Source organism: Corynebacterium sp. MSK158 (assembly GCF_030229085.1).
In the GTDB taxonomy this organism is placed as follows: Bacteria; Actinomycetota; Actinomycetes; order Mycobacteriales; family Mycobacteriaceae; genus Corynebacterium.
Window position 1 is genome coordinate 1 of the sequence record NZ_JASPHJ010000010.1, and the last position, 25,704, is coordinate 25,704.

27 protein-coding genes and 1 pseudogene are annotated in these 25,704 nt (G+C 58.3%); 12 read left to right on the plus strand and 16 right to left on the minus strand.

Going from position 1 to position 25,704, the window contains the following annotated elements; genetic code table 11:
* Positions 1 to 225: pseudogene (locus QP915_RS08530) on the plus strand (hypothetical protein); the annotation flags it as partial.
* Between the two features lie 57 nt (positions 226 to 282).
* Here QP915_RS08530 and QP915_RS08535 read toward each other — a convergent pair.
* Genes QP915_RS08535 through QP915_RS08545 form a run of 3 tightly spaced genes read right to left on the minus strand, consistent with a single transcriptional unit; the run spans position 283 to position 2,425 of the window.
* A complete protein-coding gene (locus tag QP915_RS08535; RefSeq protein ID WP_284769037.1) occupies positions 283 to 1,254 on the minus strand; it encodes a beta-carotene 15,15'-monooxygenase in 972 nt (323 codons plus the stop codon).
* Positions 1,251 to 2,054 (minus strand): AAA family ATPase, encoded by an 804-nt coding sequence (locus QP915_RS08540; protein ID WP_284769038.1) that lies wholly within the window; start codon positions 2,052 to 2,054, stop codon positions 1,251 to 1,253. Before QP915_RS08540 ends, QP915_RS08535 begins: the two co-directional genes overlap by 4 nt.
* The gene (locus QP915_RS08545) at positions 2,051 to 2,425 is read right to left on the minus strand and encodes a GntR family transcriptional regulator (protein ID WP_284769039.1); all 375 of its coding nucleotides are present in this window, start codon (positions 2,423 to 2,425) and stop codon (positions 2,051 to 2,053) included. Before QP915_RS08545 ends, QP915_RS08540 begins: the two co-directional genes overlap by 4 nt.
* A gap of 203 nt (positions 2,426 to 2,628) precedes the next feature.
* On the opposite strand from QP915_RS08545, the gene QP915_RS08550 reads away from it, so the two are divergent.
* The gene (locus QP915_RS08550; protein ID WP_284769040.1) at positions 2,629 to 3,726 is read left to right on the plus strand and encodes an NYN domain-containing protein; all 1,098 of its coding nucleotides are present in this window, start codon (positions 2,629 to 2,631) and stop codon (positions 3,724 to 3,726) included.
* Here QP915_RS08550 and QP915_RS08555 read toward each other — a convergent pair.
* Both QP915_RS08555 and trxA read right to left on the minus strand, forming a co-directional pair.
* A complete protein-coding gene (locus QP915_RS08555; protein ID WP_005325958.1) occupies positions 3,723 to 4,460 on the minus strand; it encodes a PspA/IM30 family protein in 738 nt (245 codons plus the stop codon). The two genes, QP915_RS08550 and QP915_RS08555, sit on opposite strands and share 4 nt — an antisense overlap.
* An 84-nt stretch (positions 4,461 to 4,544) precedes the next feature.
* Complete coding sequence (gene trxA, locus QP915_RS08560) at positions 4,545 to 4,913, minus strand: thioredoxin (protein WP_005325956.1); 369 nt, start codon at positions 4,911 to 4,913, stop codon at positions 4,545 to 4,547.
* A 117-nt stretch (positions 4,914 to 5,030) separates the two neighbouring features.
* Between trxA and QP915_RS08565 the strand changes: the two genes are divergently transcribed.
* From QP915_RS08565 to QP915_RS08580, 4 genes are read left to right on the plus strand one after another with little or no spacing between them, the layout of a single operon-like run.
* Positions 5,031 to 5,231, plus strand: a complete 201-nt coding sequence (locus QP915_RS08565) for a heavy-metal-associated domain-containing protein (RefSeq protein ID WP_005325954.1) — start codon at positions 5,031 to 5,033, stop codon at positions 5,229 to 5,231.
* 8 nt (positions 5,232 to 5,239) lie between these two features.
* The gene (locus tag QP915_RS08570; protein ID WP_284769041.1) at positions 5,240 to 7,393 is read left to right on the plus strand and encodes a heavy metal translocating P-type ATPase; all 2,154 of its coding nucleotides are present in this window, start codon (positions 5,240 to 5,242) and stop codon (positions 7,391 to 7,393) included.
* Positions 7,394 to 7,402: 9 nt separating this feature from the next.
* On the plus strand, positions 7,403 to 8,704 hold the full coding sequence (locus QP915_RS08575; RefSeq protein WP_284769042.1) for an MFS transporter: 1,302 nt from the start codon (positions 7,403 to 7,405) through the stop codon (positions 8,702 to 8,704).
* Positions 8,694 to 9,197: a VanZ family protein gene (locus tag QP915_RS08580; RefSeq protein ID WP_284769043.1), complete on the plus strand. Its 504-nt coding sequence runs from the start codon at positions 8,694 to 8,696 to the stop codon at positions 9,195 to 9,197. Before QP915_RS08575 ends, QP915_RS08580 begins: the two co-directional genes overlap by 11 nt.
* A 1-nt stretch (position 9,198) precedes the next feature.
* Here the strand turns inward: QP915_RS08580 and dnaB are convergent, their stop codons facing one another.
* The 8 genes from dnaB to QP915_RS08620 form a co-directional block, all read right to left on the minus strand.
* Positions 9,199 to 10,629, minus strand: coding sequence for a replicative DNA helicase (gene dnaB / locus QP915_RS08585; RefSeq protein ID WP_005325950.1), 1,431 nt, complete (start codon positions 10,627 to 10,629; stop codon positions 9,199 to 9,201).
* Between the two features lie 470 nt (positions 10,630 to 11,099).
* Positions 11,100 to 11,552: a 50S ribosomal protein L9 gene (gene rplI, locus QP915_RS08590; RefSeq protein WP_005325949.1), complete on the minus strand. Its 453-nt coding sequence runs from the start codon at positions 11,550 to 11,552 to the stop codon at positions 11,100 to 11,102.
* Between the two features lie 48 nt (positions 11,553 to 11,600).
* Entirely contained in the window at positions 11,601 to 12,146 is a 546-nt protein-coding gene (locus QP915_RS08595; protein WP_005325943.1) for a single-stranded DNA-binding protein, read from the minus strand.
* A 49-nt stretch (positions 12,147 to 12,195) separates the two neighbouring features.
* Complete coding sequence (gene rpsF / locus QP915_RS08600; RefSeq protein ID WP_005326996.1) at positions 12,196 to 12,486, minus strand: 30S ribosomal protein S6; 291 nt, start codon at positions 12,484 to 12,486, stop codon at positions 12,196 to 12,198.
* A gap of 122 nt (positions 12,487 to 12,608) precedes the next feature.
* Positions 12,609 to 12,797 carry a hypothetical protein gene (locus tag QP915_RS08605; protein ID WP_005325940.1) on the minus strand — a complete coding sequence of 63 codons (189 nt, stop codon included), beginning with the start codon at positions 12,795 to 12,797 and terminating at the stop codon, positions 12,609 to 12,611.
* Positions 12,794 to 14,191 (minus strand): glycosyltransferase family 87 protein, encoded by a 1,398-nt coding sequence (locus tag QP915_RS08610; RefSeq protein ID WP_284769044.1) that lies wholly within the window; start codon positions 14,189 to 14,191, stop codon positions 12,794 to 12,796. The genes QP915_RS08605 and QP915_RS08610 overlap by 4 nt, the downstream gene beginning before the upstream one ends.
* A 6-nt stretch (positions 14,192 to 14,197) precedes the next feature.
* Positions 14,198 to 16,447, minus strand: a complete 2,250-nt coding sequence (locus tag QP915_RS08615) for a transglycosylase domain-containing protein (RefSeq protein WP_204610730.1) — start codon at positions 16,445 to 16,447, stop codon at positions 14,198 to 14,200.
* 75 nt (positions 16,448 to 16,522) lie between these two features.
* Positions 16,523 to 16,900: a DUF5318 family protein gene (locus QP915_RS08620; protein ID WP_034667960.1), complete on the minus strand. Its 378-nt coding sequence runs from the start codon at positions 16,898 to 16,900 to the stop codon at positions 16,523 to 16,525.
* Between the two features lie 117 nt (positions 16,901 to 17,017).
* On the opposite strand from QP915_RS08620, the gene QP915_RS08625 reads away from it, so the two are divergent.
* From QP915_RS08625 to QP915_RS08650, 6 genes are all read left to right on the plus strand, one after another.
* Positions 17,018 to 18,106, plus strand: a complete 1,089-nt coding sequence (locus QP915_RS08625) for an inositol-3-phosphate synthase (protein ID WP_269953952.1) — start codon at positions 17,018 to 17,020, stop codon at positions 18,104 to 18,106.
* A gap of 54 nt (positions 18,107 to 18,160) precedes the next feature.
* The gene (locus QP915_RS08630) at positions 18,161 to 18,661 is read left to right on the plus strand and encodes a MarR family winged helix-turn-helix transcriptional regulator (RefSeq protein WP_005326985.1); all 501 of its coding nucleotides are present in this window, start codon (positions 18,161 to 18,163) and stop codon (positions 18,659 to 18,661) included.
* 86 nt (positions 18,662 to 18,747) lie between these two features.
* Positions 18,748 to 19,719 (plus strand): universal stress protein, encoded by a 972-nt coding sequence (locus QP915_RS08635; protein WP_284769045.1) that lies wholly within the window; start codon positions 18,748 to 18,750, stop codon positions 19,717 to 19,719.
* 9 nt (positions 19,720 to 19,728) lie between these two features.
* Positions 19,729 to 20,211: a hypothetical protein gene (locus QP915_RS08640; RefSeq protein WP_284769046.1), complete on the plus strand. Its 483-nt coding sequence runs from the start codon at positions 19,729 to 19,731 to the stop codon at positions 20,209 to 20,211.
* 17 nt (positions 20,212 to 20,228) lie between these two features.
* Positions 20,229 to 22,088 carry a chorismate-binding protein gene (locus tag QP915_RS08645; RefSeq protein ID WP_284769047.1) on the plus strand — a complete coding sequence of 620 codons (1,860 nt, stop codon included), beginning with the start codon at positions 20,229 to 20,231 and terminating at the stop codon, positions 22,086 to 22,088.
* Entirely contained in the window at positions 22,085 to 22,831 is a 747-nt protein-coding gene (locus QP915_RS08650; protein WP_284769048.1) for an aminotransferase class IV, read from the plus strand. The genes QP915_RS08645 and QP915_RS08650 overlap by 4 nt, the downstream gene beginning before the upstream one ends.
* On the opposite strand, the gene trhO is transcribed toward QP915_RS08650, so the two are convergent.
* Genes trhO through QP915_RS08665 form a run of 3 tightly spaced genes read right to left on the minus strand, consistent with a single transcriptional unit; the run spans position 22,828 to position 25,549 of the window.
* Positions 22,828 to 23,763, minus strand: coding sequence for an oxygen-dependent tRNA uridine(34) hydroxylase TrhO (gene trhO, locus QP915_RS08655; protein ID WP_005326978.1), 936 nt, complete (start codon positions 23,761 to 23,763; stop codon positions 22,828 to 22,830). The genes QP915_RS08650 and trhO overlap by 4 nt on opposite strands.
* 47 nt (positions 23,764 to 23,810) lie before the next feature.
* Positions 23,811 to 25,190, minus strand: a complete 1,380-nt coding sequence (locus QP915_RS08660; RefSeq protein WP_284769049.1) for an ATP-binding protein — start codon at positions 25,188 to 25,190, stop codon at positions 23,811 to 23,813.
* A 35-nt stretch (positions 25,191 to 25,225) separates the two neighbouring features.
* On the minus strand, positions 25,226 to 25,549 hold the full coding sequence (locus QP915_RS08665) for an AlbA family DNA-binding domain-containing protein (RefSeq protein WP_284769050.1): 324 nt from the start codon (positions 25,547 to 25,549) through the stop codon (positions 25,226 to 25,228).
* Positions 25,550 to 25,704 lie beyond the last annotated feature (155 nt).

The window sequence follows — 25,704 nt, forward strand, 5'->3', positions numbered from 1 at the left end:
CAAACCAATCAACACACAACCATGCACACAAAAAATAAAAAGTACATTGGCACACTATTGAGTTCTCAAACATCATCACCACACAACAACCACACGCACTTTGGCATGCAGCTCATTGTGAGCAAAAAGAATTTTGTTTTGTCAGGGCCTGTTTTCCTATCGCCGCTTCAGCCAGGAACCTTTCTGCTCCTGTGGGGCGCTGTCGGTCGCGCTGACTCGTATTAAGTTACACAGCGACTTAAACAAACACAAATCCGCAGGCCAACGCTGTTTTCGAGTGGTTTAAGATATGCCCATCCAAGCACTCATTCCGCCACGGTGAGTGTTCGCTCGACGAATGTAGGTGGGGAGCATTAAAGCCCAGACTGTATAGAAAGCCACCGCCAAGAAAAGCTGGGCAACCACGGAGACCGGCACCAGAGGGCGCAGAAGAACTATGCCGGCAATAAGGACCAAGTAGAGAGCGAATAGGTGCCAGTTCTTCTTTCCCAGAAATTCCAGACTGACCACTACAGGGGCGCAGGTGGCACTAAGCAGCACGATGTCCGCTACAAGTTCACCGTCGTTTGCCAGTACTGCGCTGGAGGTGGTCGCGACTAGGACAGGTATCAGGCCGAGCACGGCAGTATGCCGGGACCAAACAGCACGACTTCCACCAAGCACCGTGTATTCGCGCAGAGATACTCTCAAGCTGTGGAAAGCTGCGAAGAGCATCGCAATTGAAAGTGTCCATATGAAGATGCCAAGGAAACCAAGCAACGGGATGTCCTCCTTATACCGGCTAAGGACAAACCCGATTGCTTGCGCCAGACACGCTGCACCCCATGCCTTGACCTGTCGACGGTAGATCGCTTGCCCGGCCAAGGTGCCCGGAAACCAACCAAAGCCGCTCGATGATTCGGTACCAGTAGCGGTGAACCCGCTCCGTCGAGGGGTAGATCTGCGGTACACCGTCCACACAGCCACGGCGACATAGACGGGTATCGCCCACCATTTTTGCACGGTAAGCGCACCAAGAACCGCGGCTAATGTCCACAAAGCCACGAGGATGCGACGGTGCCCGTTCCATATCTTCGAACCAAGTCCTATCGCCTGATACTTCTTGAAGTCTGGAGATTGCGTCGTAATTAGACTTAAGGAAGCAATAAAGGCAAGTATGAACTTGTCTTCCTCCGCCATGAGCGGCATGACTAGCAGGGCGATAAGAAAAATGGCCCAGAGCCACCAGTCGCCTAGGTACCACAGGAGTTTCATGCTTTCTCCTCCAATGCCAAGACCGCGCGCTCCAAGGAGACCTCAGTGACGCGAAGACCGTAGGCCTGGGCAGTGCGGAAGATGGGGTCGGTGGCGGTAGAGCGGGCGTCGATAAGCACGCGGTCCCCCAAGCCTGTGGTTTCCCTACTAAGTACGCGGAGGTCGAGCTCTGTGACCGCGGCGTTGAGAGCCTCAGATGAGCCGGTGAGCTCCAGAATTCCCTCGATAAAGTCATCAATGGGGCCTGAAATTGGGTTATCTCCCATCAGCGAAACGGTATCGAGGAGACCCGCTACCTCATTGAGGTGATGGGTGGAGATGACGATGGTACGGCCGTGTTCCTCGCGAAGGACCTGATAGAAAAGCTCGCGGCGCTGAGTATCGAGGCCCAGATAGGGCTCATCAAGAAGCGTGACTTCGCAGCCAGAAGCAACGGCGAAGATAAATCCCACCGCAGACTTTTGCCCGCGGGACAGGGCAGAATAGGCCTTGGCCGGCACATCGAAGCGAACCAGCAGCTCATTGAACCGCTCCTCATCCCAGCGCGGCCAGCGCGCCTTACCAATAACGCCCAGCTTTCCGATGCCCCAGGAATCCGGCAGTGGGTTATCAATACCCATCAAAATGACTCGGTCAAGGACCGATTGCTTGTCAAAGGGCTTTTCCCCGAACACCGTAATACCGCCAGATTGGATTTGGCCAGCAATTTTGCGCAGGAGCGTGGTTTTGCCGATGCCGTTGGGGCCAACTAAGCCGTGCGTCATGCCATCGGCGAAGGTGAAATCTCGAGTCTTAATCATGAGTACATTCCTCGGCTTTCTGCAACGCGATCAAATAGGTCATGGAGCTGGGCGCGGTTGTAGCCAAGGCGAACGGCTTCGTCGACAAGCGGTGCCATGTATTCCGCCGCAAAATCCGCGCGGCGGCGTTCGCGGATCGTGTTCAGAGCCCCTTCCGCCACAAACATGCCAATGCCGCGGCGCTTATCCAGCACCCCGATATCCACAAGGAGGTTTATCCCCTTCCGGGCAGTGGCCGGGTTTATGTTGTGAAAATCAGCAAGCTCGTTAGTGGAAGGGGCCCTATCCCCCTCGCCCAAGGTTCCGTCCACGATGGCGTCTTCCACCAAGGAAGCAATCTGGCGGAAGAGTGGTTGCGTGGAATTATCCATTGGCCCTCGGTTCGTTGGTTAGTTACTTGTGTAACTAACCATATCGGCAACACCCCACCCCTGCAATACTTCCAAAGAGAAAACTTTTTTGCTGCCTCTGCGCTGGGATTTTGTCCAAGGTTATCGACGTTTTGTGACTAATGGGGCACACTGGAAAACACAAAGAATTTTATTTAGAACAATTAGAACGGAACTTAGGAGCCATGCTTGAACGCACACTCGTCTTTGTCGATACCTCATACTTGCTCGCTAGCTTTTATAACTCGTGGGAAACGGGTGCCCGCGCACAGCTAGAAATCGATCTGCCCGAGGTGGTCAGCACCATGGGCGGGATGATCGAGAACCAACTGGGGACCCCCATCCAGCGCCAATACTGGTATGACGGCATTCCCGATACCGGCCCACACCGCTACCAGCGCGCCCTGCGCACCTGCGAAGGCGTGCAACTGCGCACCGGTCAGCTCATCGAATGGGGTGAGCGCCGCACCCAAAAGGCCGTAGATACCCGCCTCGTGGCAGACATGGTCATTGCCGCCATGAAGGGCCAATTCACTGACTTTGTGCTCGTCAGTGGCGATGCGGACATGATTCCCGGCGCTCAAGCCGCCGTGGACAATGGCATCCGCGTACATCTTTATGGGTTTGGCTGGGACTCCATGTCCTCCGCACTGCGCCATGCCTGCGATTCCACCACCATCTTGGACCCTCGCGAGGACTTCGCAGACGCTATGGAATTGCAGGTCCTAGAAGGCCCGCTTCCTCCAGTGGTGCGCGAAAATGCGCATAAAGAGGGCGAGGAAATGCCCGAACCGGATGAATGCGGCGAGCCCTCAGAGGTGGAGGCAGCCTTCGGCGCCACAGAAAAGCCCACCCCGGCCCCAACGCCCAAACCGGCTCCGCCCAAGGCGGATGCTGCAGAGGATTCCCCCGCCGAGGAAGACTCTCCTACGGAGAAGCCGGCGCCCAAACCATCCATGATGGCACCGCGCCGCAAGCTGCGGTCCAAATATGTACCGCTACCGGAAGAAGTATGGAGCTCGGCCGGCTTCCAATCCCCATTCGACGTGGGCCAGCAATACGCCTCGTGGTGGTTCGATAACGCTGCTAGCACCGAGCAGCGAGATCAGGCACATCTACTTTCAGGCGGCGGGCTTCCCCCGGAGATCGACCGTCCACTATTGCAGTTTGCCTGCGAGACCCTGCACGAATACACCCTGACCGAAACCCAGCGCGTGAACCTGCGCGATGGATTCCACTCAGGGATTCGTGGGGTTCTGATTAATGTTCGCCGGCAGAATTAATCGCCGGATTCGAGCTCTTTCTTCTTTTTAAGATCCGCCCGGATGGCATCAAGGCGCGCAGTCGCCTTCATGTCATTGCCGGCGGCTTGGATCTCATTAATGCGATCGCCGCCGGTGGCGTGCTGCAATTCTTGCGCGCCAAGGGCATCGGCGTAGCGCTTTTCAATCTTGGCACGCACAGAATCAAGAGTAGGTACGGAATCGTCCGGGTTGAGCTGATTCATGGAATCAATAGCCTGGGCGTTCTTTTCTTGCATAGCCGCCTGGTCCGCCTGAGCCTCCAGCTGGCTAACTTGCGCTAGTTGTTCCTTCAAGCGCGCCTCAGACTGCTGCTGCTGGCTCTTGGCCTGCGCGGCAGCCTGCTCTGCGGCGGCGTACTGCTGCTTAACGTCTTCCAGCTCCTGCTCCACTGCTACCAGCTGGGAGGCAACCACTTCCGCAGCCTGGTTATACTCGGAGGCCTTTTGCGGGTCCTCCGCAGAGTCCGCCAGCTCCAACGCGCGCTGGGTTTGAGACTGGTAATCCTGCTGAGACTTAACCAGGCGGTTCATCTGCATCTCCAGCTGGGACTTATGACCGATGATTTCTGCAGCGTGATCAGAAATCTGCTGGTGCTGCTCCTTAGCAGCCTGGACGGCCTGCTGGATCTGCACCTTCGGATCAGCGTTCTCATCAATCTTCTGATCGAAGGAACTCATCATGTACTTCCAGCCCTTGCTGAAGGGGTTAGCCATTATCTTCTCCTTTTGGACATAAAAAGACGCTTTCTAGCGAGTTTAGCGATACTCACCAGAAAGCGCCTAGGAAGCTAGTGGGGATTAACCCTGCGCGTTCTGCTCTTCTACCTGGCGGCGAACCTCCGCCATATCGAGCTCCTTGACCTGCTTCAGCAGGTCTTCCAATGCTGCAGGTGGCAGCGCGCCAGCCTCGCGGAACACCAAGATGCCATCGCGGAAGATCATCAGCGTAGGAATGGACTGAATCTCCAGCGCGGATGCGAGGCCTTGGTTGGCCTCGGTATCGAGCTTGGCAAAGGTAGCATCCGTATGCTCTTCGGAGGCCTTTTCAAAAACCGGCGCAAAGCGCTTGCAGGGGCCGCACCAATCGGCCCAAGCGTCTACGAGCGTAATGCCCTCGCCGGTAACGGTTTCTTCAAAGTTTTCTTCGGTGACATCGATAGTAGCCATGGTTGTTCTAACTCCTTTGCGGATTGCTTTATTCCCCAACGTACATGAAATATCCTTGTCATATACCCCTAGGGGGTATAAAATGGGCCCGGAAACCAACCCTAAGAAAGGATCATCATGAGCACTAAGAACTACACCGTAGAGGGCATGACCTGCGGACATTGCGAAATGTCGGTAAAAGAAGAGGTCGGCGAAATTTCCGGCGTTAGCGAGGTCACTGCTGACCACACCACCGGCGCCGTCACGGTTACTGGCACCGATTTCACCGATGAACAGGTAGCGGCCGCCGTGGCAGAGGCCGGCTACACGCTGAAGTAGGAACCACCATGTCCCACTTGGACCTTGGCGTAACGGGGATGACGTGCACCTCCTGCTCCTCCCGCGTCGAGCGCAAGCTAAACAAGCTCGAGGGAGTAAGCGCCAGCGTCAATTTCGCTACCGAGGCGGCGGCCATCGAGTATGACTCCCAGACGGTAAGTCCACAGGAGCTCATTTCGGTGGTGGAGGGCGCAGGTTACGGCGCCTTCGATATGGCGGGGGCGAAAGCGGAGGAGCCCCAAGCCGAGAAGAGCAGTGACGGGGGCCTGCTGCGCCGCACCATTATCTCGGGCGCCCTATCGCTGCCGCTCATGGTGGTCTCGATGTGGCCGGCACTGCAATTTCCCAATTGGCAGTGGGCCTGCGCCATCGTGGCCACCATCGTTTATATCTTTGGTGGCGCACCATTCCACACTGCAACGTGGACAAACCTCAAGCACGGTTCTTTCACCATGGACACGCTTATCACCATGGGAACCTCAGCGGCCTACTTTTGGTCACTGTGGGCGCTGTTTTTTGGCAACGCGGGCGAACCGGGCATGAAGATGCACATGACGCTGGACGCGAACGCGGCGCAGATGGATCACATTTATTTCGAGTCCGTGGGCATGATCATTACCTTCCTCCTGCTCGGTCGGTGGTTCGAGGCACGGGCCAAAGGCCAGTCCTCTGAGGCCCTGCGGGAGCTGCTCTCCCTAGGCGCTAAGGAAGCCTCGGTGCTGAGGGAGGGAGGCGAGCAGCGCATTCCCATTGCCCAGTTGCAGGTAGGCGATGTCTTCGTAGTACGCCCGGGCGAAAAGATCGCCACCGATGGCATCGTTGTTGCCGGTAGCTCGGCGGTCGACGCCTCCATGATTACCGGCGAGTCCGTGCCCGTCGAGGTCGGCTCCGGCGATGCCGTGACCGGCGCGACCATTAATGCCTCTGGCAAGCTTGAGGTTCGAGCAACCAAGGTGGGCGAGGATACGGTACTGGCCCAAATGGCCCAGCTGGTCACGGATGCACAAACGTCCAAGGCGCCAGTACAGCGCCTCGTGGACCGCATTGCGCAAGTCTTCGTCCCCGCGGTCATTGCCGTAGCAGCGCTAACACTCCTTGTTCATCTCTTCTTCGGCGGGGTGGCCCCAGCCTTTATCGCCGCGGTCTCCGTCCTCATTGTGGCCTGCCCTTGCGCTATGGGCTTGGCGACGCCCACCGCGATCCTCGTCGGCACCGGCCGCGGCGCGCAGCTCGGGCTTGTCATTAAGGGCCCTGAGATCCTGGAATCTACGCGGCAAATCGATACCATCGTCATGGACAAGACCGGCACGGTCACGGCCGGAGAGATGTCCGTCACCGCCGTACACGGCGACGTCCTCGACTTGGCCGCGGCCGTGGAACACAACTCCGAGCATCCCATCGCTCGCGCCATCGCCAGAGAGCGCAGCGTAAAGCCGGCTACCGACTTCGCAGTGGTTCCGGGTGGTGTGGAAGGAACTGTGGAGGGGGTCCGGGTGGGCGTCGGCAAGCGCCAAGGCCCGTTGGGCGACCTGGAAGCGCCGTTCCGCGCCGCACAGGACGCTGGTGCCACGCCGGTGGTCGTCACCGTCAACGGACAGCCCGCAGGCGTCATTGAGGTGCGCGATACCATCAAGCCCAGCTCGGCCGCCGCCGTAGCTCAGATGAAAGAGCTGGGGCTTACCCCTTACCTGCTGACCGGTGATAATGCCGGGGCCGCTCAAGCCGTGGCCGCCGAGGTAGGGATCGACCGCATCAGCGCCGAGGTTCTTCCGGAAGACAAGGTAGACCACATCAAGGAGTTGCAGGCCGCGGGGCACACCGTGGCGATGGTGGGCGATGGCATTAACGACGCCGCGGCACTGGCCCAAGCCGACCTTGGCCTCGCCATGGGCGCGGGTACCGACGTCGCAATCGAAGCCTCCGATATCACCCTCATGAATGGCGATCTGCGTTGCGCCGCTGATGCTATTCGGCTCTCGCGCCGCACCCTTGCGATCATTAAGGGCAATCTCTTTTGGGCCTTCGCCTATAACGTCGTACTCATTCCTGTCGCAGCGATTGGCCTGCTTAACCCATTATTTTCCGGCCTCGCGATGGCACTGAGCTCGGTTTTTGTAGTTACCAACTCACTACGACTGAAAGGTTTTTCTGTTCAGCGATAGTATTATCGCATGCTCAGCCGCACCGAACGTCTCGATCGCCTTCCCGTCACCTCTAAGCACAAGCGCCTACTCCTAGGTTCCGGCCTTGGATGGGCGCTTGATGCCATGGATGTAGGGCTAATCTCCTTCATCATGGCCGCCCTTGCTGTTCACTGGGATCTTGGTCCTAGCCAGACCTCTTGGTTAGCCTCGGCGGGCTTCCTTGGCATGGCGCTCGGTGCAACCTTTGGCGGATTGCTGGCAGATAAATTCGGCCGCCGCAATGTCTTTTCTCTCACCTTGCTTATCTACGGCTTGGCAACAGGGGCTTCCGCGCTAGCTGGGGGACTTACGGTTCTCATCATCTTCCGATTCATAGTCGGGCTGGGCCTCGGAGCCGAGCTACCAGTTGCCTCCACGCTCATATCCGAATTTGCTCCTCGACGGGTCCGCGGAAGGATGGTAGTCATTCTCGAGGCATTCTGGGCATTGGGATGGATCCTTGCGGCCATCATCGGCACTTTCGTAGTGAGCACGGGTGAATCCGGATGGCGCTGGGCCCTGGCCCTTGGCATGCTGCCAGCCGCGTATTCAATCTATGTTCGCCGCGGTCTACCAGAATCTGTGCGCTTTCTTGAATCCAAGGGCCGCCATGATGAGGCCGAAGCTATCGTTGCCAGCTTCGAAACCGCGGCGGAAGATCGGCCGCTGGACGATGCCCTCCCAGACCCCACGCCTTCCCCCGCAGCATCTATTTGGAGTCCGCAGCTACGAAGGCGGACCGCAGCGTTGTGGACCATTTGGTTCTGTGTAAACCTCTCCTACTATGGTGCCTTCATCTGGATTCCCTCTCTGCTAGTAGCCGACGGGTTCTCCCTAGTGAAGTCCTTTAGTTTTACCCTCATCATCACCCTTGCCCAGCTGCCTGGCTACGCGGTGGCAGCTTGGTTCATCGAGCTCTGGGGCAGGCGGGTAACCCTCGCGGTATTCCTGCTTGGCTCCGCAGCAGCGGCCGGCTTATATGGAGCAGCAGCTACGGAAACATTGATAATCCTGGCTGGTTGTCTGCTCTCCTTCTTCAACCTCGGCGCCTGGGGAGCCCTCTATGCCATCGGTCCGGAGCTGTATCCCACTTCATTGCGAGGGCGTGGTACGGGAGCGGCAGCAGGCTTCGGTAGGCTAGCATCTATTGCGGCGCCACTCATCGTTCCACCACTGCTTGCTGCGGGTGGAACGGCCTGGCTATTCGTCGTATTCGCGGCAGCGTTTGCCATTGCGGCTGCCGCCGCCTTTAGTCTGCCCGAGCAGAAAGGAATAGCGCTTGCTCAATAGGCTCTCCCTAATTGCGTGGACGGCCGTTATGGTCGCATTGACCACGCTCAAGCCTTTCTATCAAATCGGCTATTTGTGGAAGCCGGAAAATCAGCGTGCGCGAGAACTGCGCTGGGTGCCACTGGATGAATTCTCCGGCGGCAGCTGGTTTGGTCCGCTATTTGAGTACGTGGGAAACACAGCCTTCTTTATCCCATTTGGAATGCTGGTATTTAGTCTGTGCCGTTCCATTAAGACTACTGCGGCGTGGGGATTTGGCCTCAGCCTAGTGCTGGAGCTGTGCCAATATGCGTTTGCGCTTGGGCGAACGGATATTGACGACCTCATATTTAACACCATTGGCGCATTCATCGGTGCTGTATTGGCACGCCTGTGCGGCGAACGCCTTTTCCCTGTGTGGCGCTGGTTAGCCCTTGCCGCAGCGGCGGTTTTCTTGGTCTTGGTCATACTTGGCCCACGATTGGGAGACCCCAACGCGGTGGTAGACCTGTAATTTATCCGTGCGCCATATTGACGAACTTGGAGTAGTGCAGCTGGTGGGCCACCTGCACGGTATCGATCGGTCCGCCACGGTGCTTAGCTAGGATAATATCCGCCTCGCCAGCGCGCTCATTATCGCGGTCCTGGGAATCGGGGCGGTAGAGCAGCATGACCATATCGGCGTCCTGCTCCAGCGAACCGGACTCACGGAGGTCCGCAAGCTGCGGCTTTTTATCCGTACGCGCCTCAGGTCCACGGTTCAGCTGCGAGATCGCGATAAGAGGTACCTCCAGCTCCTTGGCCAAGAGCTTTAGCTGACGGGAGAACTCAGAGACCTCCTGCTGGCGGGACTCGACCTTTTTACCCGAAGACATCAGCTGCAGGTAGTCCAAGACAATGAGATCCAAACCGTGCTGCTGCTTGAGGCGGCGGGCCTTGGACCGAATTTCCATCATCGTGAGGTTTGGTGAGTCATCAATGAAGAGTGGGGCGTCTTGCACTCGGTTGAGGGTCTCATCGATCTTTGCCCAGTCCTCGGTGGAAACTCGACCACCGCGCATATCGGCCAGCTTGACCTCTGACTCCGCCGAAAGCAGGCGCATGACGATTTCAGAAGCTGACATCTCGAGGGAGAAAATCACAGAAGACTTACCGTGCTGCAAGGAGCAGGAGCGCATAAAGTCCATGGCCAGGGTCGACTTACCCACACCAGGACGAGCAGCAACGATGACCATCTGGCCCGCGTGAAGGCCATTGGTCAACTTATCGAGGTCGATGAAGCCAGTAGGCACGCCTAGCTCCACACCGCCGGCTTGCTGCAGGGCGGCGAGCTCATCAATGGTGGGGTCAATAAGGTCCCCCAGGACTCGGTAATCTTCTGCTGTCTTGCGCTGGGCGACGGCGAAAACTTCCTGCTGCGCACGGTCCAGCACGGACTCGATCTCTGCATCTTCGGTGCCGGAAAATCCGAGCTGTACTACGCGAGTACCGGCATCAACAAGCTTGCGCAGCACTGCCTTTTCCGCGACGATTTCGGCGTAGTAGCGTGCGTTCGCAGCCGTGGGCACCGTGGCGAGCAGCGTGTGGAGATAGGGGGCGCCGCCAACGCGCTCGAGGTTATTAAAGCGGTCGAGCTGGGAGGCCAAAATGACGGCGTCGACGTCCTTGCCCTCGGAGTATAGATCCAGCATGGCGCGGTAAATCAACGTGTGCGCCGGATAGTAGAAATCCTCCGGCTCCAGCTCTTCAATGACTTCCATCACCGTATGGGGACTGAGCAACATTGCACCCAGAACACCCTGCTCCGCTTCGCGGTCTGCGGGGGGTTGGCGGAATTCGCCATAGCGCTTTGGCTCTTCCTGCTGATAGCGACGGCGCGGAGCCGGTTCCTCCTCCGGCGGCGGCTCCGGCGGCAGGTGTTCATCATCAAAGCTGGCGTTGGTCATAACTTCTCCCCCTTGTGGCTATTTGAGCATCCGAGCGTATCGGAATCTCAGTGTAGTCTAGTGCCCGGACACCACCCCCTGGGCATAACTTCCACAGTTATCCACAGGGTGCTGGGAAAATCGCAGGTCGCGGTAGCCTTCGCCCATATTTGCCCTGCATAAGCCTGTGGATAACTCCAAAAGCCCATGACCTGCATAAATCAAACTCCCAGCTCAGAGCATGTTTTTATCGGTGTGAAAATAGGCACACCCTTCGTGGATAAGCGGCCTGACCTGCGGGTTAATAAAGAGGCCTCCGCGTAAACATAGAGTTAAATCGCCAAAGAGTTATCCACAGAATTCCACAGTTATCCACAGCCCGATGAAAACGCGCTAAAGGCCCCAAGTTTCTGCCACCTCACATAGCAGGAACTTGAGGCCTAAAGCGTTGCTGTTGTCTTTGGGTCTTATTTGGACCGTCGTGCGCCTAGTTAGGCAGCAACGACCGAGAAGTTCACCTTGCCGATAACATCAGCGTGCAGCTTCAGCTCGACCTGGTAGTTGCCGGTCTTCTTGACCAGGCCCTTAGGAAGCACAACAATGCGCTTATCCAGCTTAGGGCCACCAGCCTTAGAGACGGCGTTGACAATGTCTTCTGCTTGAACGGAACCGAAGAGCTTACCGGATTCGGAGGTCTTAACCTCTACCTTGACATCCGTTAGCTGCTCGAGCTGGTTGCGGACCTCACGTGCGTGATCCAGGTCGCGAATCTCGCGAGCTTCCTGGGCGCGCTTGATGCCCTCAATCTGCTTCTCTGCGCCGCGGGTAGCCACGATGGCCAGGCCGCGAGGAAGCAGGTAATTACGTCCGTAGCCGTCCTTAACCTCAACAATTTCGCCAGCGGCGCCGAGGTTCTCAACGGCAGCGGTGAGGATCAGCTTCATGATCCCTGCCTTTCAATTGAGTTAGTTGAATAGTTGCGGGTGACAGACTTAGAACGGAGGTTCAGAATCAGCGCCTCCGAAACCACCTGCAGGTGGTGCGGAGTTCCACGGGTCCTCAGAAGGAGCCTGGTTCTGCTGCGGCTGCTGTTGCTGGCCGCCTCCAAAACCGCCCTGATTATTGTTATTCGAGCGCTGCTGGCCGCCGCCAAAGTTATTGCCGCCCTCACGCGGATTGCGGTTTACCTGAGCGGTGGCGTAGCGCAGAGACGGACCGACTTCGTCGACGTCAATCTCGAATACGGTGCGGTTATCGCCCTCACGGGTCTGGAAGGAACGCTGCTTCAAGCGGCCGGTAACGATGACGCGCATGCCCTTGGACATGGTCTCGGCAACGTTTTCCGCTGCCTGACGCCATACGTTGCAGGTCAGGAACATAGCTTCGCCGTCTTCCCACTGGTTCGTCTGCGAGTTATAGCGACGAGGGGTGGAGGCGACGCGGAAGTTAGCTACTGCCGCACCCGCCGGGGTGAAGCGCAGCTCGGGGTCAGCAACGATGTTGCCTACCACCGTGATATTGGTATCTCCCTGTGCCATGTCTTTACTCCTTATCGGTTACGTGGATTGTGCTTGATCCCAGTATCCGTTACTTGCTGTCGGTGCGCAGAACCTTGGTACGCAGGATGGTGTCGTTCAGGTTCAGACGGCGGTCGAGCTCGGCAACCGAAGTGTGCTCGCACTCCAGGTTGACGACGGCATAAATGCCCTCTTCCTTCTTGTTGATGGGGTATGCAAGACGACGCTTGCCCCATACATCAAGGTTCTCAACCTTGCCGCCTTCCTGGCGGACGATTTCGAGGAACTTATCCAGGGACGGGGTTACGGTGCGCTCATCCTGATTAGGATCCAGAATGATCATGACTTCGTAGTGACGCACGGACCTCATCACCTCCTATGGTCTAGTAGTTTTCGGCTGCATCACCTTTGCGGATGCAGCAGGAGGGTACGTTGCGTCAAGCAACCCCACTACAGTACCGCAAATGACCGGCGAAAAGAAATCTAACCAGTGGTCGTTGCGGCGAAAAACACAGCTGCCGTCGCCGGAATGATGGTGAGGAAAAGAATGGCCAAAAGCCCCAGCACGATGGGCCCGCGGCGATCCTCACGATTGTGGAAGAGCCAGAAGGCTCCCATCACGCAGAGAAATCCCAAGAAGATGGATGCCATTCCGATATAGGTAACGATCATGCGAATGCTCCTGCCAAAGGATCGCGGCCGGCGTGCGCATCGCGCACCTTATCCGGGGTCTTTCCGCACATCTGGCGAATAACGAGGACAGCCATGGCGATAATGAGGGCGTCGCGGGAGACAATCGCAACGTCAAGCAGCTCGTGCGGAATGCCCTTATTGTCTGTGCCCAGCATGTGCCACATGAGTAGGGGCCACACGAGGGCGTCGACAAGCGCCCAGCTAAAGACCAAGCGCCAGCGTGGCAGGGCTAGGGCCGCGGGCACCAACAGCCACAACGAATACTGGGGCGACCACACCTTGTTGAACAGTAAGAAGGCTGCCACGATGAGGTAAACCAGCTCGGCCATGCGCGGCGTCCGCGCGCTGCGCAGGCCCAGCACCGCAATCGCCGCACAGAGAGCCAAAAACGCCACCAGGCTGAAGGTATTGAGGAACTCAGGGCTAAAGCTAATCCCAGTATTGCGGCTAAGCACCGAGTAAATGGTGGTCCACTCCGCACCGCGCTCTTGGTTGAGGCGGAAAAATTCGCGCCATGCCTCCGGGTACTTCAGGGCCACCGGAGCGTTGACCACGATCCAGGTCACGGCCGCGGCGAGCAAGGCGTAGAAAAATTGCGGCCAGCGGCGGTTGCGCACCGCCAAGACCAGGAATGCCCCCAAGAGAAAGAGCGGCCACAGCTTAAAGGAAGTGCCAAGGCCGATGAGAACACCCGCTACGGCAGGGCGCTTGCGCGCAGCGGCCAGGAGCGCACCTACGGCAAAGGCAATGGAGGGGATATCCCAGTTACTGAAGGCGTGGATGATGACAAGGGGGCTGGCGGCGACGAGGATGGTGTCCCAAGTGCGGTTGCCCACCAGCAGGTAGACCATGTAGAGCACGCCTACCCAGATGCACGCCATGACCAAGGCGGTCAGGCCGAAGTACCATCCGGCCTCCGGGATGCCGACCCACTCAACCAGAGAGTACGTATTGCGGGCGATCCATCCCATCAACCCCTGGAATAGGCCTGCGAGGACTGGGTACTCCATATAGCGGGTCAGGTCACCCTCTTGCCAAGAATAGGCATAGGGGAAGCCCCCTTCATCGAGGCCACGGCCGCCGTAGAGCGGGATGATGTCGTTATAGCAAAAAGAGGTGTATTGGCGGTTGCCCGCCCAATTCAGGCTAATGACCCCGTCATCACCGCGGGTGCCGCCGGCGCAATTAGCCTTCGAGAGGAATCCGCACCCCAGGAAAACCCAGCCGACGGCGATTATGGCGCGCAGCGGGGTCCACCACTGGGTGCGGCGTACACCGGCAAAACGGCCCCTTGGCCCGCCGAGGAATTCAGTTACCCCGCGGGCCAAGGGTTCTGAGGAGGCGGGAATGCGCTGGTGCGGATTCGCTGTCACTGCTGCCTACCCTAGGAGGTCTGCCAAGTCGCTATCGGGGCCGATGAGGTCATCCAACGACGGCGCCTCTGGCTGGGCCGGTGCCTGGTTGCTATTACCGCTATTGCCACCATTGCCGCTATTGCCATTGCCGCGTTGCGGTTTCGGGGCAGGCTTCGGGCTCTCCGGCTTGTTCTCCGGCTGAGCCGGCTTGGTTTCCTCTTCCGGAGCTGCTTGCTCGGCAGGGGCCTCGTAGTCCTGGGTATCGCCAGCGCCGCTATCCCAGCTCGGGTCATAGGCCGGAGCGGCCGTTCCGGCGCCCATGTTGCCGAATCCCAGCGGATAGGCAGCCGGGAAGTTTTGGAATTCGGAGTTGGCCAGGGAGTTGTCCAGCACGGCCTTCCAAATCTTGGTTGGCGCGCCGGCGCCGTACATGATGCCGCCGTACTGATCGAAGATGGCGGAGGTGTTATCCGCGGTACCTACCCACACGGCGGTAGCCAGCTGCGGGGTGGCACCGACCATCCAGGCATCCTTGTTATTGCCGGTATCGCCCATCTGAGTAGTACCGGTCTTGGAGGCGGAAACACGGCCACCGGCAAGGGCGCCATTAGACCATGCGGCCACCGGCTCCATGGCTTCGATGACGTTATTAGCCACGTTGGACGATACGCGGCGCTCGCCCTCGTCTTCGGGGTGCTCGTACAGCACTTCGCCGGCAGCGTTTTCTACGCGCTGCACAAAGTGCGGGTTATGCCATACGCCCTGGTTGGCCAGGGTGGACATTGCGGTGGCCATATCGAGCGGGCGGGACTGGTACTGGCCCAGAACAATGCCTTCGAATGGCTGCTTGCCGTTTTCCGTCAGCGTCTTTTCAATGCCCGGCAGGGACTTAGCCACGCCAAGGGCGTGCGCCATATCTGCGGTGTCCTGCGTGCCGTTCTTGAGGTCCTCCTGCAGGCGAAGGAAGGAGGTATTCAGGGATTGCTTGGTAGCCTCGCGCAGGTTGCATACGCCGCAGCCGCCGCCCACGTTGGTGACAACATCCGAGCCAGGCAGCTGGTACGGAGCGGACGAGTAATTGGTATCTAGGCTGATGCCCTGCTGCAGGGCGGCCGCAAGGGTCATGATCTTGAAAGTAGAACCGGTCTGCAGCGGGGAGTTGGCGTAGTCCCAACCATTGGAATCGTGGCCGCCAAAGTATCCACGGACCGCACCGGTCTTCGGATCGATGGTCACGGAAGCCGCACGCGCATCCTCTTGCAGCGGAGCCATCTGGTCATCGACTGCCTGAATGGTGTTGTTTTGCACATTCATGTCGATGGTGGTGGTGATGCGCAGGCCGCCGGTGGACACCTCGTTTTCGGTGATGCCTACCTCTTCCAGTTCGCGGATGACCTGATCCTTGATGTGGCCATTAGCGCCTGGGGCTTCGGTGTAGGCAGAGTACTCAGCTGGGTCGCGCGTCTCTGGGAAGACCATGCCATCGCGCTGTTCCTGGGTGAGGTCACCCATGTCCACCAAGCCATCAAGGACGTAGTTCCAGCGGTCCTCGGAGCCCTCCTGGTTCACACGTGGGTCGAGGCCGGACGGGGACTGAATGAGGCCGGCGAGCATGGCGCCTTCCTCCGGAGTGAGGTCCTTGGCGTCCTTATCAAAGTAGGCGTTGGATGCCGCCTGGATGCCGTAGGCATTGCGGCCGAAGTACACGGTGTTGAGGTAGGCGTTGAGAATATCCTCCTTATCCCACTCATTGGTCATCTTCACCGAGTAGATGAGCTCGCGAATCTTGCGCACGTAGGAGTATTCGTTGCCCACCAGCGTGTTTTTCACATACTGCTGGGTAATGGTGGAACCGCCGCCAGCATCTTCATTGCCGGTTACCTTACCCACCACGGCGCGGCCGAGGCCGGTGAAGGAGAAGCCGGAGTTATCCCAAAAGTCACGGTCCTCCGCGGCCAGCACGGAGTCCTGCACGTATTCCGGGATTTCATCCAGCTGCACGTGGGTGCGGTTGCCTTCCGGCGGCACCAAGCGGGCGAGCTGGGTCTGATTATCACCCGCATAGATGGTAGAGACCTGGTTATTGGCCAGGTCTTTCGGCTCCGGAACGGAGTATTGCGAGTATGCGTAGGCAAAAAGTCCTGCGGGCAGTGCTACAAAGACCAGTAGGAACGCCAAAACGACCCACGGCCAGATGCGGCGCTTCTTTGTCGCCTGCTTTTTGCTGGGGCGAGCCACCTTAGTGGACTTGCCGGTAGATTCCTTCTCGGTCACTGATTCGTGTCCTCATTCATCCCTGATCACAAACTAAATAATTGCAGCTTACTGCCTAAGGCGGTGCGCTGGAAACTAACACGCGTTAAATGCAGTAGCAGAACGCAACAAGTGGTTCCACCGGCACTGGCGGCATACCTCCACCTCGTGCACTGTAAACTCCAAGCCCTCGGCGACAAACTCCGCTATTTCTTTCTCACTGCGGGCACTCCCGGCGCGGCGGCCGAGGTTCTCGCCATAGACCCAGCGCGTAAGCCGCAAAGGCTCGCCGCACACGGGGCATTCCTTATCCATGGTGCGCCCGTGGTGCTCAGCTGCGGCGCGCAGCAAAAAGTCAGCATCGCACACGTCCTCCCGCGTGAGCTGCCCGGCGCGAAATTCGCGCAGGTGGTGGGCGCGCTCCCACTCGTGGGAGAGCACATGCTTATAGGCAACGGAATTCACCCGGATCATCCTAATTACCTCTTCTTGATCGATCCACATGGTGTTATGCCACCGTAGGGCATAATTTTCGGCTTACTCTTGCGCAGTCACTGACAGCCACAACTCATGGAGTTAAAGGAGTAGACCGTGTCCGAAAAAGTAAAGGTCGCCATCGTGGGCGTCGGCAACTGCGCCACGTCCCTCATTGAAGGCGTGGAGTTTTATCGCGACGCCGCGGCCGATGCAGATATTCCCGGTTTGATGCACGCCCAGTTTGGCCCGTACCACGTAGGCGATGTGGAATTCGTTGCCGCCTTCGACGTGGATGCAGACAAAGTAGGCAAGGACCTAGCGGAGGCTACGCGCAGCTCCCGCAACTGCACCATTTCCATTACCGACGTCCCTGAGCTGGGCGTTACCGTGCAGCGCGGTCCTACCCTGGACGGCCTCGGCCGGTACTACCAAGAATCCATCGCGGAATCGGAAGCCCCGCTTGCCGACGTCCCCGCCATACTCCGCCAGTCCGGCGCCGACGTCGTAGTCTCCTACCTGCCGGTGGGCTCTGAAGAAGCGGATAAGTTCTACGCCCAGGCGGCCATCGATGCCGGCTGCGCCTTTGTCAATGCCTTGCCGGTCTTTATTGCTTCTGATCCGGTATGGGCGAAGAAGTTCGAAGACGCCGGGCTGCCCATCGTGGGCGATGATATTAAGTCCCAGGTGGGCGCCACCATTACTCACCGCGTCATGGCGAAGCTCTTTGAAGACCGCGGCGTGCGCTTGGAGCGCACCATGCAGCTCAATGTGGGCGGCAATATGGATTTTAAGAATATGCTCGAGCGCGAGCGCCTGGAATCCAAAAAGATCTCCAAGACGCAGGCCGTAACCTCTAACCTGCACAACTCGCCCATCGCCGGCAAGCGGGAGGACCGCAACGTTCACATCGGGCCTTCCGATTACGTGGAATGGCTCGATGATCGCAAATGGGCCTATGTCCGCTTGGAAGGCTCTGCCTTTGGCGAAGTACCTCTGAATTTGGAGTACAAACTGGAGGTCTGGGACTCGCCTAACTCCGCCGGTATCATCATTGATGCGGTGCGTGCCGCCAAGATTGCCCTCGACCGCGGGGTGGCGGGCCCGGTACTGGCCGCCTCGTCCTACTTGATGAAATCCCCGCCGGTACAAAAGGCCGATGACGTGGCACGCGCCGAGTTAGAAGACTTTATTGCCGGAAACTAATTTTTTAACTTCCGAACTACCGCACAGGGAAAACGGGCTATACAATCGTTTTCTATGACGCAGCAACATGAGGAGAAGGGCCCCGCTCAATCCCCGTCTACGTACGAGGATGCCGTCGAGGTCGCGCGTTCCATCCAGCCGTCGCTCAATAAGCTCATTCTTATTTTCCAGCGCACGGCGGAGGGCTCTTCACTGACCACCTCCCAGGTGTCCATCATGAACCAGCTGCGTATGCGCGGACCGTCGCGCGTTTCCACTATCGCGCAGGCAGAGCTTATCCGCATGCCTACCGCCTCCAACGCGCTCTACCAGCTAGAGCGCCGCGGCTACGTGGAACGCCACCGCGATGAAGAGGACCGCCGCGGCGTCTTGGTAGCACTGACGCAACTAGGCGAATCCGAACTAGCCATCGTCTCGCAGCAGCGCGCTTCCGCCCTAGCAGAAATCATGCGGTGGCTCGAGCCGAAGGATTTGGAGACCGCGAACGACGTTGCCACCGTCATCTCCAAGCTCGCTGATGTCTATCGCCCCACAATGAACGGCGAACAGCGCTAGTTTTACCCGCGGTGATTTCATTTTTCTTGGCCTTAACGTGATAATTGAGAAAACGAAAACCGTAATCTCTCACTAGTTCACTCCGTATGGCAACTGATTCTTCCGATGGGCATCTACCAGCCTTGAACAAGGGCTCGGCCGATAAACCCCTTCGTATCCTCATTTCTTGGAGCCCTTCTTCCTCCGGCACCGAGGCTCTAGATTGTGCCGCGTGGCTTTCCCGTACCGCCACTACCCAGGTACGGGTCATCTCTACCGTGTTCCAGCCGTGGACTACTACCTCCCTCAGCAAGCTGGGCGGAAAATATAAGAAATGGTTTAAAGCACAAAAGGAAGCCTGCGCGGCCGCTACCCATGCCGCCCTCGATGAAGCCGGCGTACCCCGCAGCTGCTGGGATGATAAGCCTTCCCTCTTGGTCGACGGGCCTTCGCGCCCCCAGCTACTGACGGAGATGGCCAAGAAGTTCCAGGCAGACCTCATCATCTTAGGCCCCAACCAGGCCGCACCGAAGGGACGTTTCTTCGCCGGATCTACGGCCGATACCTTGCTGCATTATTCTCCTCAGCCGTTGGGTTTGGTGCCCCGCAAGGTGAAGCTGTCCAAGCACGGCGTCACCCGCTTCAACTTTGCCATTACTGAACGCAGCCCGCGCGAAGATCATGAGATGCTCGCCGCAGCGGAGCTCGCGAACCGCTGGAACCTGCCGCTGCGCCTGCTTGCCTTCTCGGCAAACGGTCTGCTCAATACGCCGTCCAAGGATAAGCACGATATGGCGCTTAAGCTCACGGCCGAGTGGCTCGAGGATTCCCTCGCAATGCTGGACCGCGCCCGCGATTGCATCCAAGAGCAATTCCCCGAGCTGGATGTCACTTCTGAAATTGGTTCCGGCGCGGGCTGGGGCGGCGCGGTGGATTCGCTCAAGTGGAAGAAGGGCGATCTGATGCTCATGTCCTCCACCCCGCAGGGCCCCATCGCCCGCGTGTTCTTGGGTTCTACCGCCACGGAGCTGCTGCCGCATATTCGGGTGCCTATCTTGGTCCACCCTGCCTGTAGTTAGGATTGGGGCATGAGCCTGCGACCAGAGCATCCCGAAAACGATCTGACTTCCGATGCGGACTATGCCAATCTGCGCCGCCCGGAACCGCGGAGCTTTGATGAGCTGGCCGATGAGCCGGACCCCTTAGAGGTTGCTGCCGCCAACCGCCGCTCCACCCGCCAGGCCATCTGGTACATGATCGGCGTTTTGGTTCTCTCCGCGCTTTATGGTTTCGCGGTCGCACTCGTCACTCGACTCTCCGGCGGCCCCTTGTGCGAGGACGGCGCCGCCGCGTGGCTCTGCACCGACGGGCAGCGCACCTTCTTTAGCCTGACCACCCCGATCATTCCGTTCTTCGGCATGATCGGCTGCGCCATCATCATGGTGCGCAAGCTGCACCGCTATCTGCGGTGGCGCAGTTGGATGGCCATTTTCTGGGTAATGGCCTGCAATTTCATGCTGTGGACCATTACCGATATCCAGCTGTTCCTCATGGACTCGGCCGCCGCGTAGAAACTTTCCGCCTCCCTATGATCCTCCTGCTTGATAATTACGATTCTTATACCTTCAACCTTGCCCACCTCATCGCGGAGGTAGCCGGACGCGAACCACTCGTCATCGCCGCCGGTGAAGCGGAAGGCCTAGCCGAGCGCGTCCATGGGGGCGAATTTTCCCACGTGGTGATCTCTCCTGGCCCGGGCACGCCGGAACGCGAAGAGGATTTCGGTGCTGCCCGGGGCATTATCGCCGCCGCGGCCGCGGCCGAGATTCCGGTGCTGGGCGTATGCCTTGGCCACCAGGGGCTAGGTCTGCTAGCCGGCGCCCAGGTGTCGCCGGCGCCGCAGCCGCGCCACGGTTTCGTCTCCACCATCCGTCACTCGGGCGAAGGTATCTTTGCCGGAATCCCGCAACACTTCGAGGTGGTGCGCTACCACTCCCTGCATATAGAGGAGGCCCCCGGCATTACCGTGCATGCCCGCAGCGAGGATGGCGTCATCCAAGCGCTTAAGGTCGATGGCTTGCCTCACTGGGGCGTGCAATTTCACCCGGAGTCGGTGCTTACCCAGCACGGCTGGGAGATTATGCGCAACTTTCTGGGCGGGTTCCGCTTGCTCCACCGCGAAGTCCCCGGCGCGGTGGATTGCCCACGGGTCTTCTCCGCCCTGCGCGCCGAGGGCAACGATGCCTTCTTCCTCGACTCCGCGGATCCCCGCGGGCGCTATTCCATCCTCGGCGATACCGCCGGCCCATTGAGTCGCTCTTTCCGCTACCGGCTTGGCGACGCCCCCGATATCCTCACCCTCCTCGACCAAGAGCTTGCCACCCGCATCATCGACGCACCGGACCTCCCGTTTACCGGCGGGGTCATCGGGTACTTGGGCTATGAATGCGCCCAGCTCACCCTGCCCATTGAGCTACGCCACCGCTCTCCTTACCCAGATGCCTACTTTGTGCGGCCGCAGTCCTTTATCGTCTACGACCACCACGCAGAAACCGCGCACCTGTGCTGCCTTGCCGGTGAGGGCGCCGAGGATCTCCTGGACCGCCTGGAGACCGCCTTGGATGCAGAGGAACCACGGCCCACGGGGGAGGACGGTGGGGCGTCGCTAAGCGCGGGCTCCTGGCGCAGCCCCGGCTACCTGGAGCGGATTAAACGCGCCCAAGAATTCCTGCACGCCGGCGAGAGTTACGAGGTCTGCCTGACCGATACCTACACGGCCGCGGCCGAAGGCGAGCTCTATCCCCAACTGCACTCGCACAATCCCGCACCCTATGCCGCACACCTCGTCTTCGACGGCGTAGAGGTCTGCAGCGCCTCGCCCGAGCGCTTCCTCACCGTGCGCGGCCGTGAGGTAGAGGCCAAGCCGATTAAGGGCACCATCTCGGCCGACCAGGATCCCACGCTGCTGACTACGGACCCAAAGACACGGGCCGAAAACCTCATGATCGTTGACCTACTGCGCAATGATCTCTCCCGGGTATGCGAGCCCGGTACCGTGCGCGTGCCGAAGTTGATGCAGGTAGAAAGCTATACCACCGTCCATCAATTGGTCTCCACCATTACCGGACAGCTGCGCGCCAGTGCCACCGCGGTCGATGCCCTCCGCGCCACCTTTCCTCCTGGATCGATGACGGGCGCGCCGAAGCTGCGCACCTGCGAGATCATTGACCAACTCGAAACGGGACCGCGCGGCGTGTACTCCGGCGTAGTGGGCTACCTGGGGTTTGACGGACAATCCGATCTCAGCGTGGTCATCCGCACGGCCGTGCGGGCGGCCGGTGAGGTCACCATCGGCGCCGGCGGGGCCATCGTCCTGGATTCGGATCCGGCCGCCGAGCTGGAGGAGCGCAACCTCAAGGCCCAATCCGTGTTGGGGGCGTGGCAATGAGCACCTACCTCTGGCACCAGGGCAGCTTCATTCCAAGCCAGACCCATCCCGGCCCCTTTGACGTTGCGGATTCTTGGCGGATGCTTGGCGACGCCCACTCCAACGCCCTCCCCCTGCACCTCCAGCGCTTCGAGTCGGTGGCCGGCCCACTTCCCGCCGGCTTCGTCCCCGCGATGCTGCAGCTTATAGGCGCCGGCGATCTCTTCCCCCGCATCTCGCTAGCCGGCGGACAGCTGCGCCTCGATATTCGCCCCGCACCCCCTGCGCGCCGAACCACCCGGCTGACCTATGTGCAAGCCCCCGACCCGCGCACGCAACCTTTAGTCAAGGGTCCCGACTTCCCAGCGCTGGCACGCTACCGCGACGAGTATCAGGCAGACGGCACCGATGACACCGCCATCGTGGATGCCTCCGGTGCCATGGTGGAGACCACCACCGGCGCGCTCGTCGCCTGGGACGAGGAAACGCTTATCCTCCCCACCGGTCAGGCGCTGCCCAGCATCACGCTGCGCCAAGTTGCCCGGCGCGCTGCGGACCTAGGCATGCGAACCGAAACGCGCCCGCTCACCCCGGAGCTTGCCGCCGAACGCCCCCTGTGGTTCCTCAACTCGCTCCACGGCATTAGCCCGGTCAGTAAGCTACACGCCCCCACCGGCGTCATCCATCCGCCGCACAGCCCGCATAACACCGCGTGGCAGCACTGGTGGTGGGGCTGCTTCCGCAAGGAAACGGCGGGCGACTAGCTCTCCTGCTTGGCTAGCTGCGCTGCCACTTCGGCGCAATCCGGCCGGCCGCAGTGCTGGGTTTCTACGTGCTGGATGCAGTCATCACAGATGAGTACCTGCTGGCGGCAGGTATCTTCATTGATGCAATTGTGGAAGGTATTCGTGCCCTTACCGCAGTGCACGCAGTGACCGAGCTGGATGAAACCGGGGTCTTGCAGTCCTTGGCCAAACTCGTGGTGCATGCGCTTGTCAAAGACATACATGGAGCCTTCCCACAGGCCATCATTGCCGTACTTTTCGCCGTAGCGCACGATGCCACCATCGATCTGGTAGACCTCTTTGAAGCCGCGGTTCTTCATCAACGAGGACAGGATCTCGCAGCGGATACCACCGGTGCAGTAAGACACCACCGGCTTATCCTTCATCCAGTCATACTTGCCGGATTCGATTTCCTCGATGAAGTCATGCGTGGTTTTCACATCGGGCACGACCGCATTTTTAAACTTGCCAATCTCTGCCTCCATGGCGTTGCGGCCGTCAAAGAAGACGACCTCCTCACCACGTTCTTCTACCAGCTTATTTACCTCTTCCGGCTTGAGGTGCACGCCGCCGCCAACGACGCCGTTTTCATCCACCTTCAGCTCGCCCGGCGCGCCAAAGGCCACGATTTCATCGCGCACCTTGACCGAAAGCCGCGGGAAGTCATCCGCACCACCCTCGGACCACTTGAACTGCATGCGCTTAAAGCCGGGGTATTCCTTGGTCTGGCGGACGTAGCGCTTGCAGGCTTCCATATCGCCGCCAACGGTGCCGTTGATACCGTGCTCGGAAATGAGGATGCGCCCCTTGAGGCCCAGGGACTCGCACAGGGTGCGCTGCCACAGCATGATAGCGGTGGGATCTTCGATGGGGGTAAAGCAGTAATACAGGAGAACTTTGCCAATAGTCACGCCCCAATCTTAGGCCTGCAGCTGCGCAGATCCCCAATCCTTCGGCGTTAATGACGAGGATTTAGAATATAGGCACGGCTGCGGCTTGTAGGAGGTGCTGTAGGGCGAACTCTCCCAGAATCAATTAAACCTCGCAACCCATACCTGACTGCACTCGCGCTGTACCCTGTTTCATCGACAAGCTGATGTATGTTACGTGCAATATCGGGCCTGAGAACCTTCAGTATACGCACCTGCACAGGGGAAAAGCCCAACGTCTCGGCAGACAATTCAAAGCTTTCCCCACTTTCACGGGAGACCGACAAGACACCGTCACTAAGAAGCTCTGCGAGCATTTCTCTCGCCTCATCGCTATCAATACCCAACGTTTCGCGAATGCTTGTTGGTGTCACTGGCCCTTGGTCGCGGGCGAGCAGTACTACTTGGGCCAATTCTGGTCGAGAAGTAGACATCTCACCTAGTCCAAGCTTTTCTAACCATTGCTGGGCTTCTGGATTTAACAACCCGTGTCGATAAAAAATTACGGTGAATGCACCTACTTCAACGTGAAACTTAGGTTGCGGCAAACCGTGCTGCATCATTGCCGCTTGCATTCGCTGAATACCACTGCCTTGATTTTCTGCGATAGTTGCTTTGTCATTAGCGGGGACATAGGAGAGCGTTTTAGCGATGAACAGATTCCGCGGAACAGACCTGCCGTCACCTAGGTTATCTGGTGTGCGATCTCCCCATAATCCTCCAGGATTGCGAATTTCTACACGATCACTGAAAATATCCACACCGACCTGTTCACTTATGGCAACTGGTCCATAATCGCGATGCATAACGGCATTAGTAATAGCCTCGCGTAGTACAACTTCAGGAATCTCTGGTTCTTGTTCAACAGTACGACCGCGCTCTACATACCGAGTATTTAAAACACCCAAAGTGGCGTCTATTGCATCCTCAATTTGTGCGTTAATCGGTCCTTCACACACACGTCTGTGCTCAAATCGAACAGATGCATCTACGGATTTCTGTTTTCCGGGATGCTTGGATACGTCGACAAATAACTGAGGAAAATATTGTTGCGGGTACTCGCCAAAACACAGAAGACCAGCAAACAATATTTCTCCCCGCTTATTGATACTACTGAGCTTACGAAGAACGCTGGATATCGAATTATCACCGTTAATTAGTCGCGACTGCGATGTACGCAGTCGATGAATCACAGAATTTATAAGATCAGCATCAAGATCTTCGAGTCCCGCTTCTCTGACAATTTGCTGATCTGATGGATCTGTCTTGTGACGATTCTGCAATTGAAATATTTCATAGGGCGTCAGATGCTTGTTCTTGTCGTCTAGGCGTTTATAGCTGCCCTTCGCAATTCCCTGACTGCAAACAAAACAAGGCATTTGCTGTGCTTTGCGAGTGTCGCTTTTCATCGGCGGAACCCCCACAACCAATATTGGTTCCCCTTCTAGGGTGCTGCGTTTAAAGTTCCATTCTGGGATGGGTCAACTTTGGATGAGTCACCACTCAACCCATTGTCAAGAGAGTCAATAGTCTTATTGGGATCAAAACCTTTCGCGGGTGCGAAGTTCTGCGATTCATCGACTCCCAACAGAATTAACCCGCCCTCCGTATTGGCAAACGCCGATACGGTGTTCCATACATCTTTGTTCAGTTTTCCCACCGCAGCTTTGGCCTCCACACGGCCATCGTCACTGCCCTGCGACCGAAGTCGGTCAACTATTTTTGCAATGTCTTCATCTTGCAAATGCTTAACATCCCACAGCGGCACAGTACCCATCTCTCCTGCTCCAGCCCACGCATTGACACGCTGTACCAGAGCGGCTCAATTGTTCATTAACATTAGACAGTTTAACACTGAGCGCCCTCACTTTTAACAGTGAGAAACTCACTTTTGTAAGTGAGGAGGATCGGTGTGAAAGTGAG

Excerpts from the sequence above, each read along its gene's own strand:
- QP915_RS08620 (WP_034667960.1), bottom strand. The coding sequence starts at position 16,900 with ATGATCCGGGTGAATTCCGTTGCCTATAAGCATGTGCTCTCCCACGAG.
- QP915_RS08605 (WP_005325940.1), bottom strand. The coding sequence starts at position 12,797 with ATGATCGTTACCTATATCGGAATGGCATCCATCTTCTTGGGATTTCTC.
- QP915_RS08630 (WP_005326985.1), top strand. The coding sequence starts at position 18,161 with ATGACGCAGCAACATGAGGAGAAGGGCCCCGCTCAATCCCCGTCTACG.
- QP915_RS08570 (WP_284769041.1), top strand. The coding sequence starts at position 5,240 with ATGTCCCACTTGGACCTTGGCGTAACGGGGATGACGTGCACCTCCTGC.
- QP915_RS08535 (WP_284769037.1), bottom strand. The coding sequence starts at position 1,254 with ATGAAACTCCTGTGGTACCTAGGCGACTGGTGGCTCTGGGCCATTTTT.
- QP915_RS08540 (WP_284769038.1), bottom strand. The coding sequence starts at position 2,054 with ATGATTAAGACTCGAGATTTCACCTTCGCCGATGGCATGACGCACGGC.
- QP915_RS08550 (WP_284769040.1), top strand. The coding sequence starts at position 2,629 with ATGCTTGAACGCACACTCGTCTTTGTCGATACCTCATACTTGCTCGCT.
- QP915_RS08575 (WP_284769042.1), top strand. The coding sequence starts at position 7,403 with ATGCTCAGCCGCACCGAACGTCTCGATCGCCTTCCCGTCACCTCTAAG.
- QP915_RS08595 (WP_005325943.1), bottom strand. The coding sequence starts at position 12,146 with ATGGCACAGGGAGATACCAATATCACGGTGGTAGGCAACATCGTTGCT.
- dnaB (WP_005325950.1), bottom strand. The coding sequence starts at position 10,629 with ATGACCAACGCCAGCTTTGATGATGAACACCTGCCGCCGGAGCCGCCG.
- trxA (WP_005325956.1), bottom strand. The coding sequence starts at position 4,913 with ATGGCTACTATCGATGTCACCGAAGAAAACTTTGAAGAAACCGTTACC.
- QP915_RS08650 (WP_284769048.1), top strand. The coding sequence starts at position 22,085 with ATGAGCACCTACCTCTGGCACCAGGGCAGCTTCATTCCAAGCCAGACC.
- QP915_RS08555 (WP_005325958.1), bottom strand. The coding sequence starts at position 4,460 with ATGGCTAACCCCTTCAGCAAGGGCTGGAAGTACATGATGAGTTCCTTC.
- rplI (WP_005325949.1), bottom strand. The coding sequence starts at position 11,552 with ATGAAGCTGATCCTCACCGCTGCCGTTGAGAACCTCGGCGCCGCTGGC.
- QP915_RS08660 (WP_284769049.1), bottom strand. The coding sequence starts at position 25,190 with ATGAAAAGCGACACTCGCAAAGCACAGCAAATGCCTTGTTTTGTTTGC.
- QP915_RS08640 (WP_284769046.1), top strand. The coding sequence starts at position 19,729 with ATGAGCCTGCGACCAGAGCATCCCGAAAACGATCTGACTTCCGATGCG.
- QP915_RS08635 (WP_284769045.1), top strand. The coding sequence starts at position 18,748 with ATGGCAACTGATTCTTCCGATGGGCATCTACCAGCCTTGAACAAGGGC.
- QP915_RS08645 (WP_284769047.1), top strand. The coding sequence starts at position 20,229 with ATGATCCTCCTGCTTGATAATTACGATTCTTATACCTTCAACCTTGCC.
- QP915_RS08545 (WP_284769039.1), bottom strand. The coding sequence starts at position 2,425 with ATGGATAATTCCACGCAACCACTCTTCCGCCAGATTGCTTCCTTGGTG.
- QP915_RS08565 (WP_005325954.1), top strand. The coding sequence starts at position 5,031 with ATGAGCACTAAGAACTACACCGTAGAGGGCATGACCTGCGGACATTGC.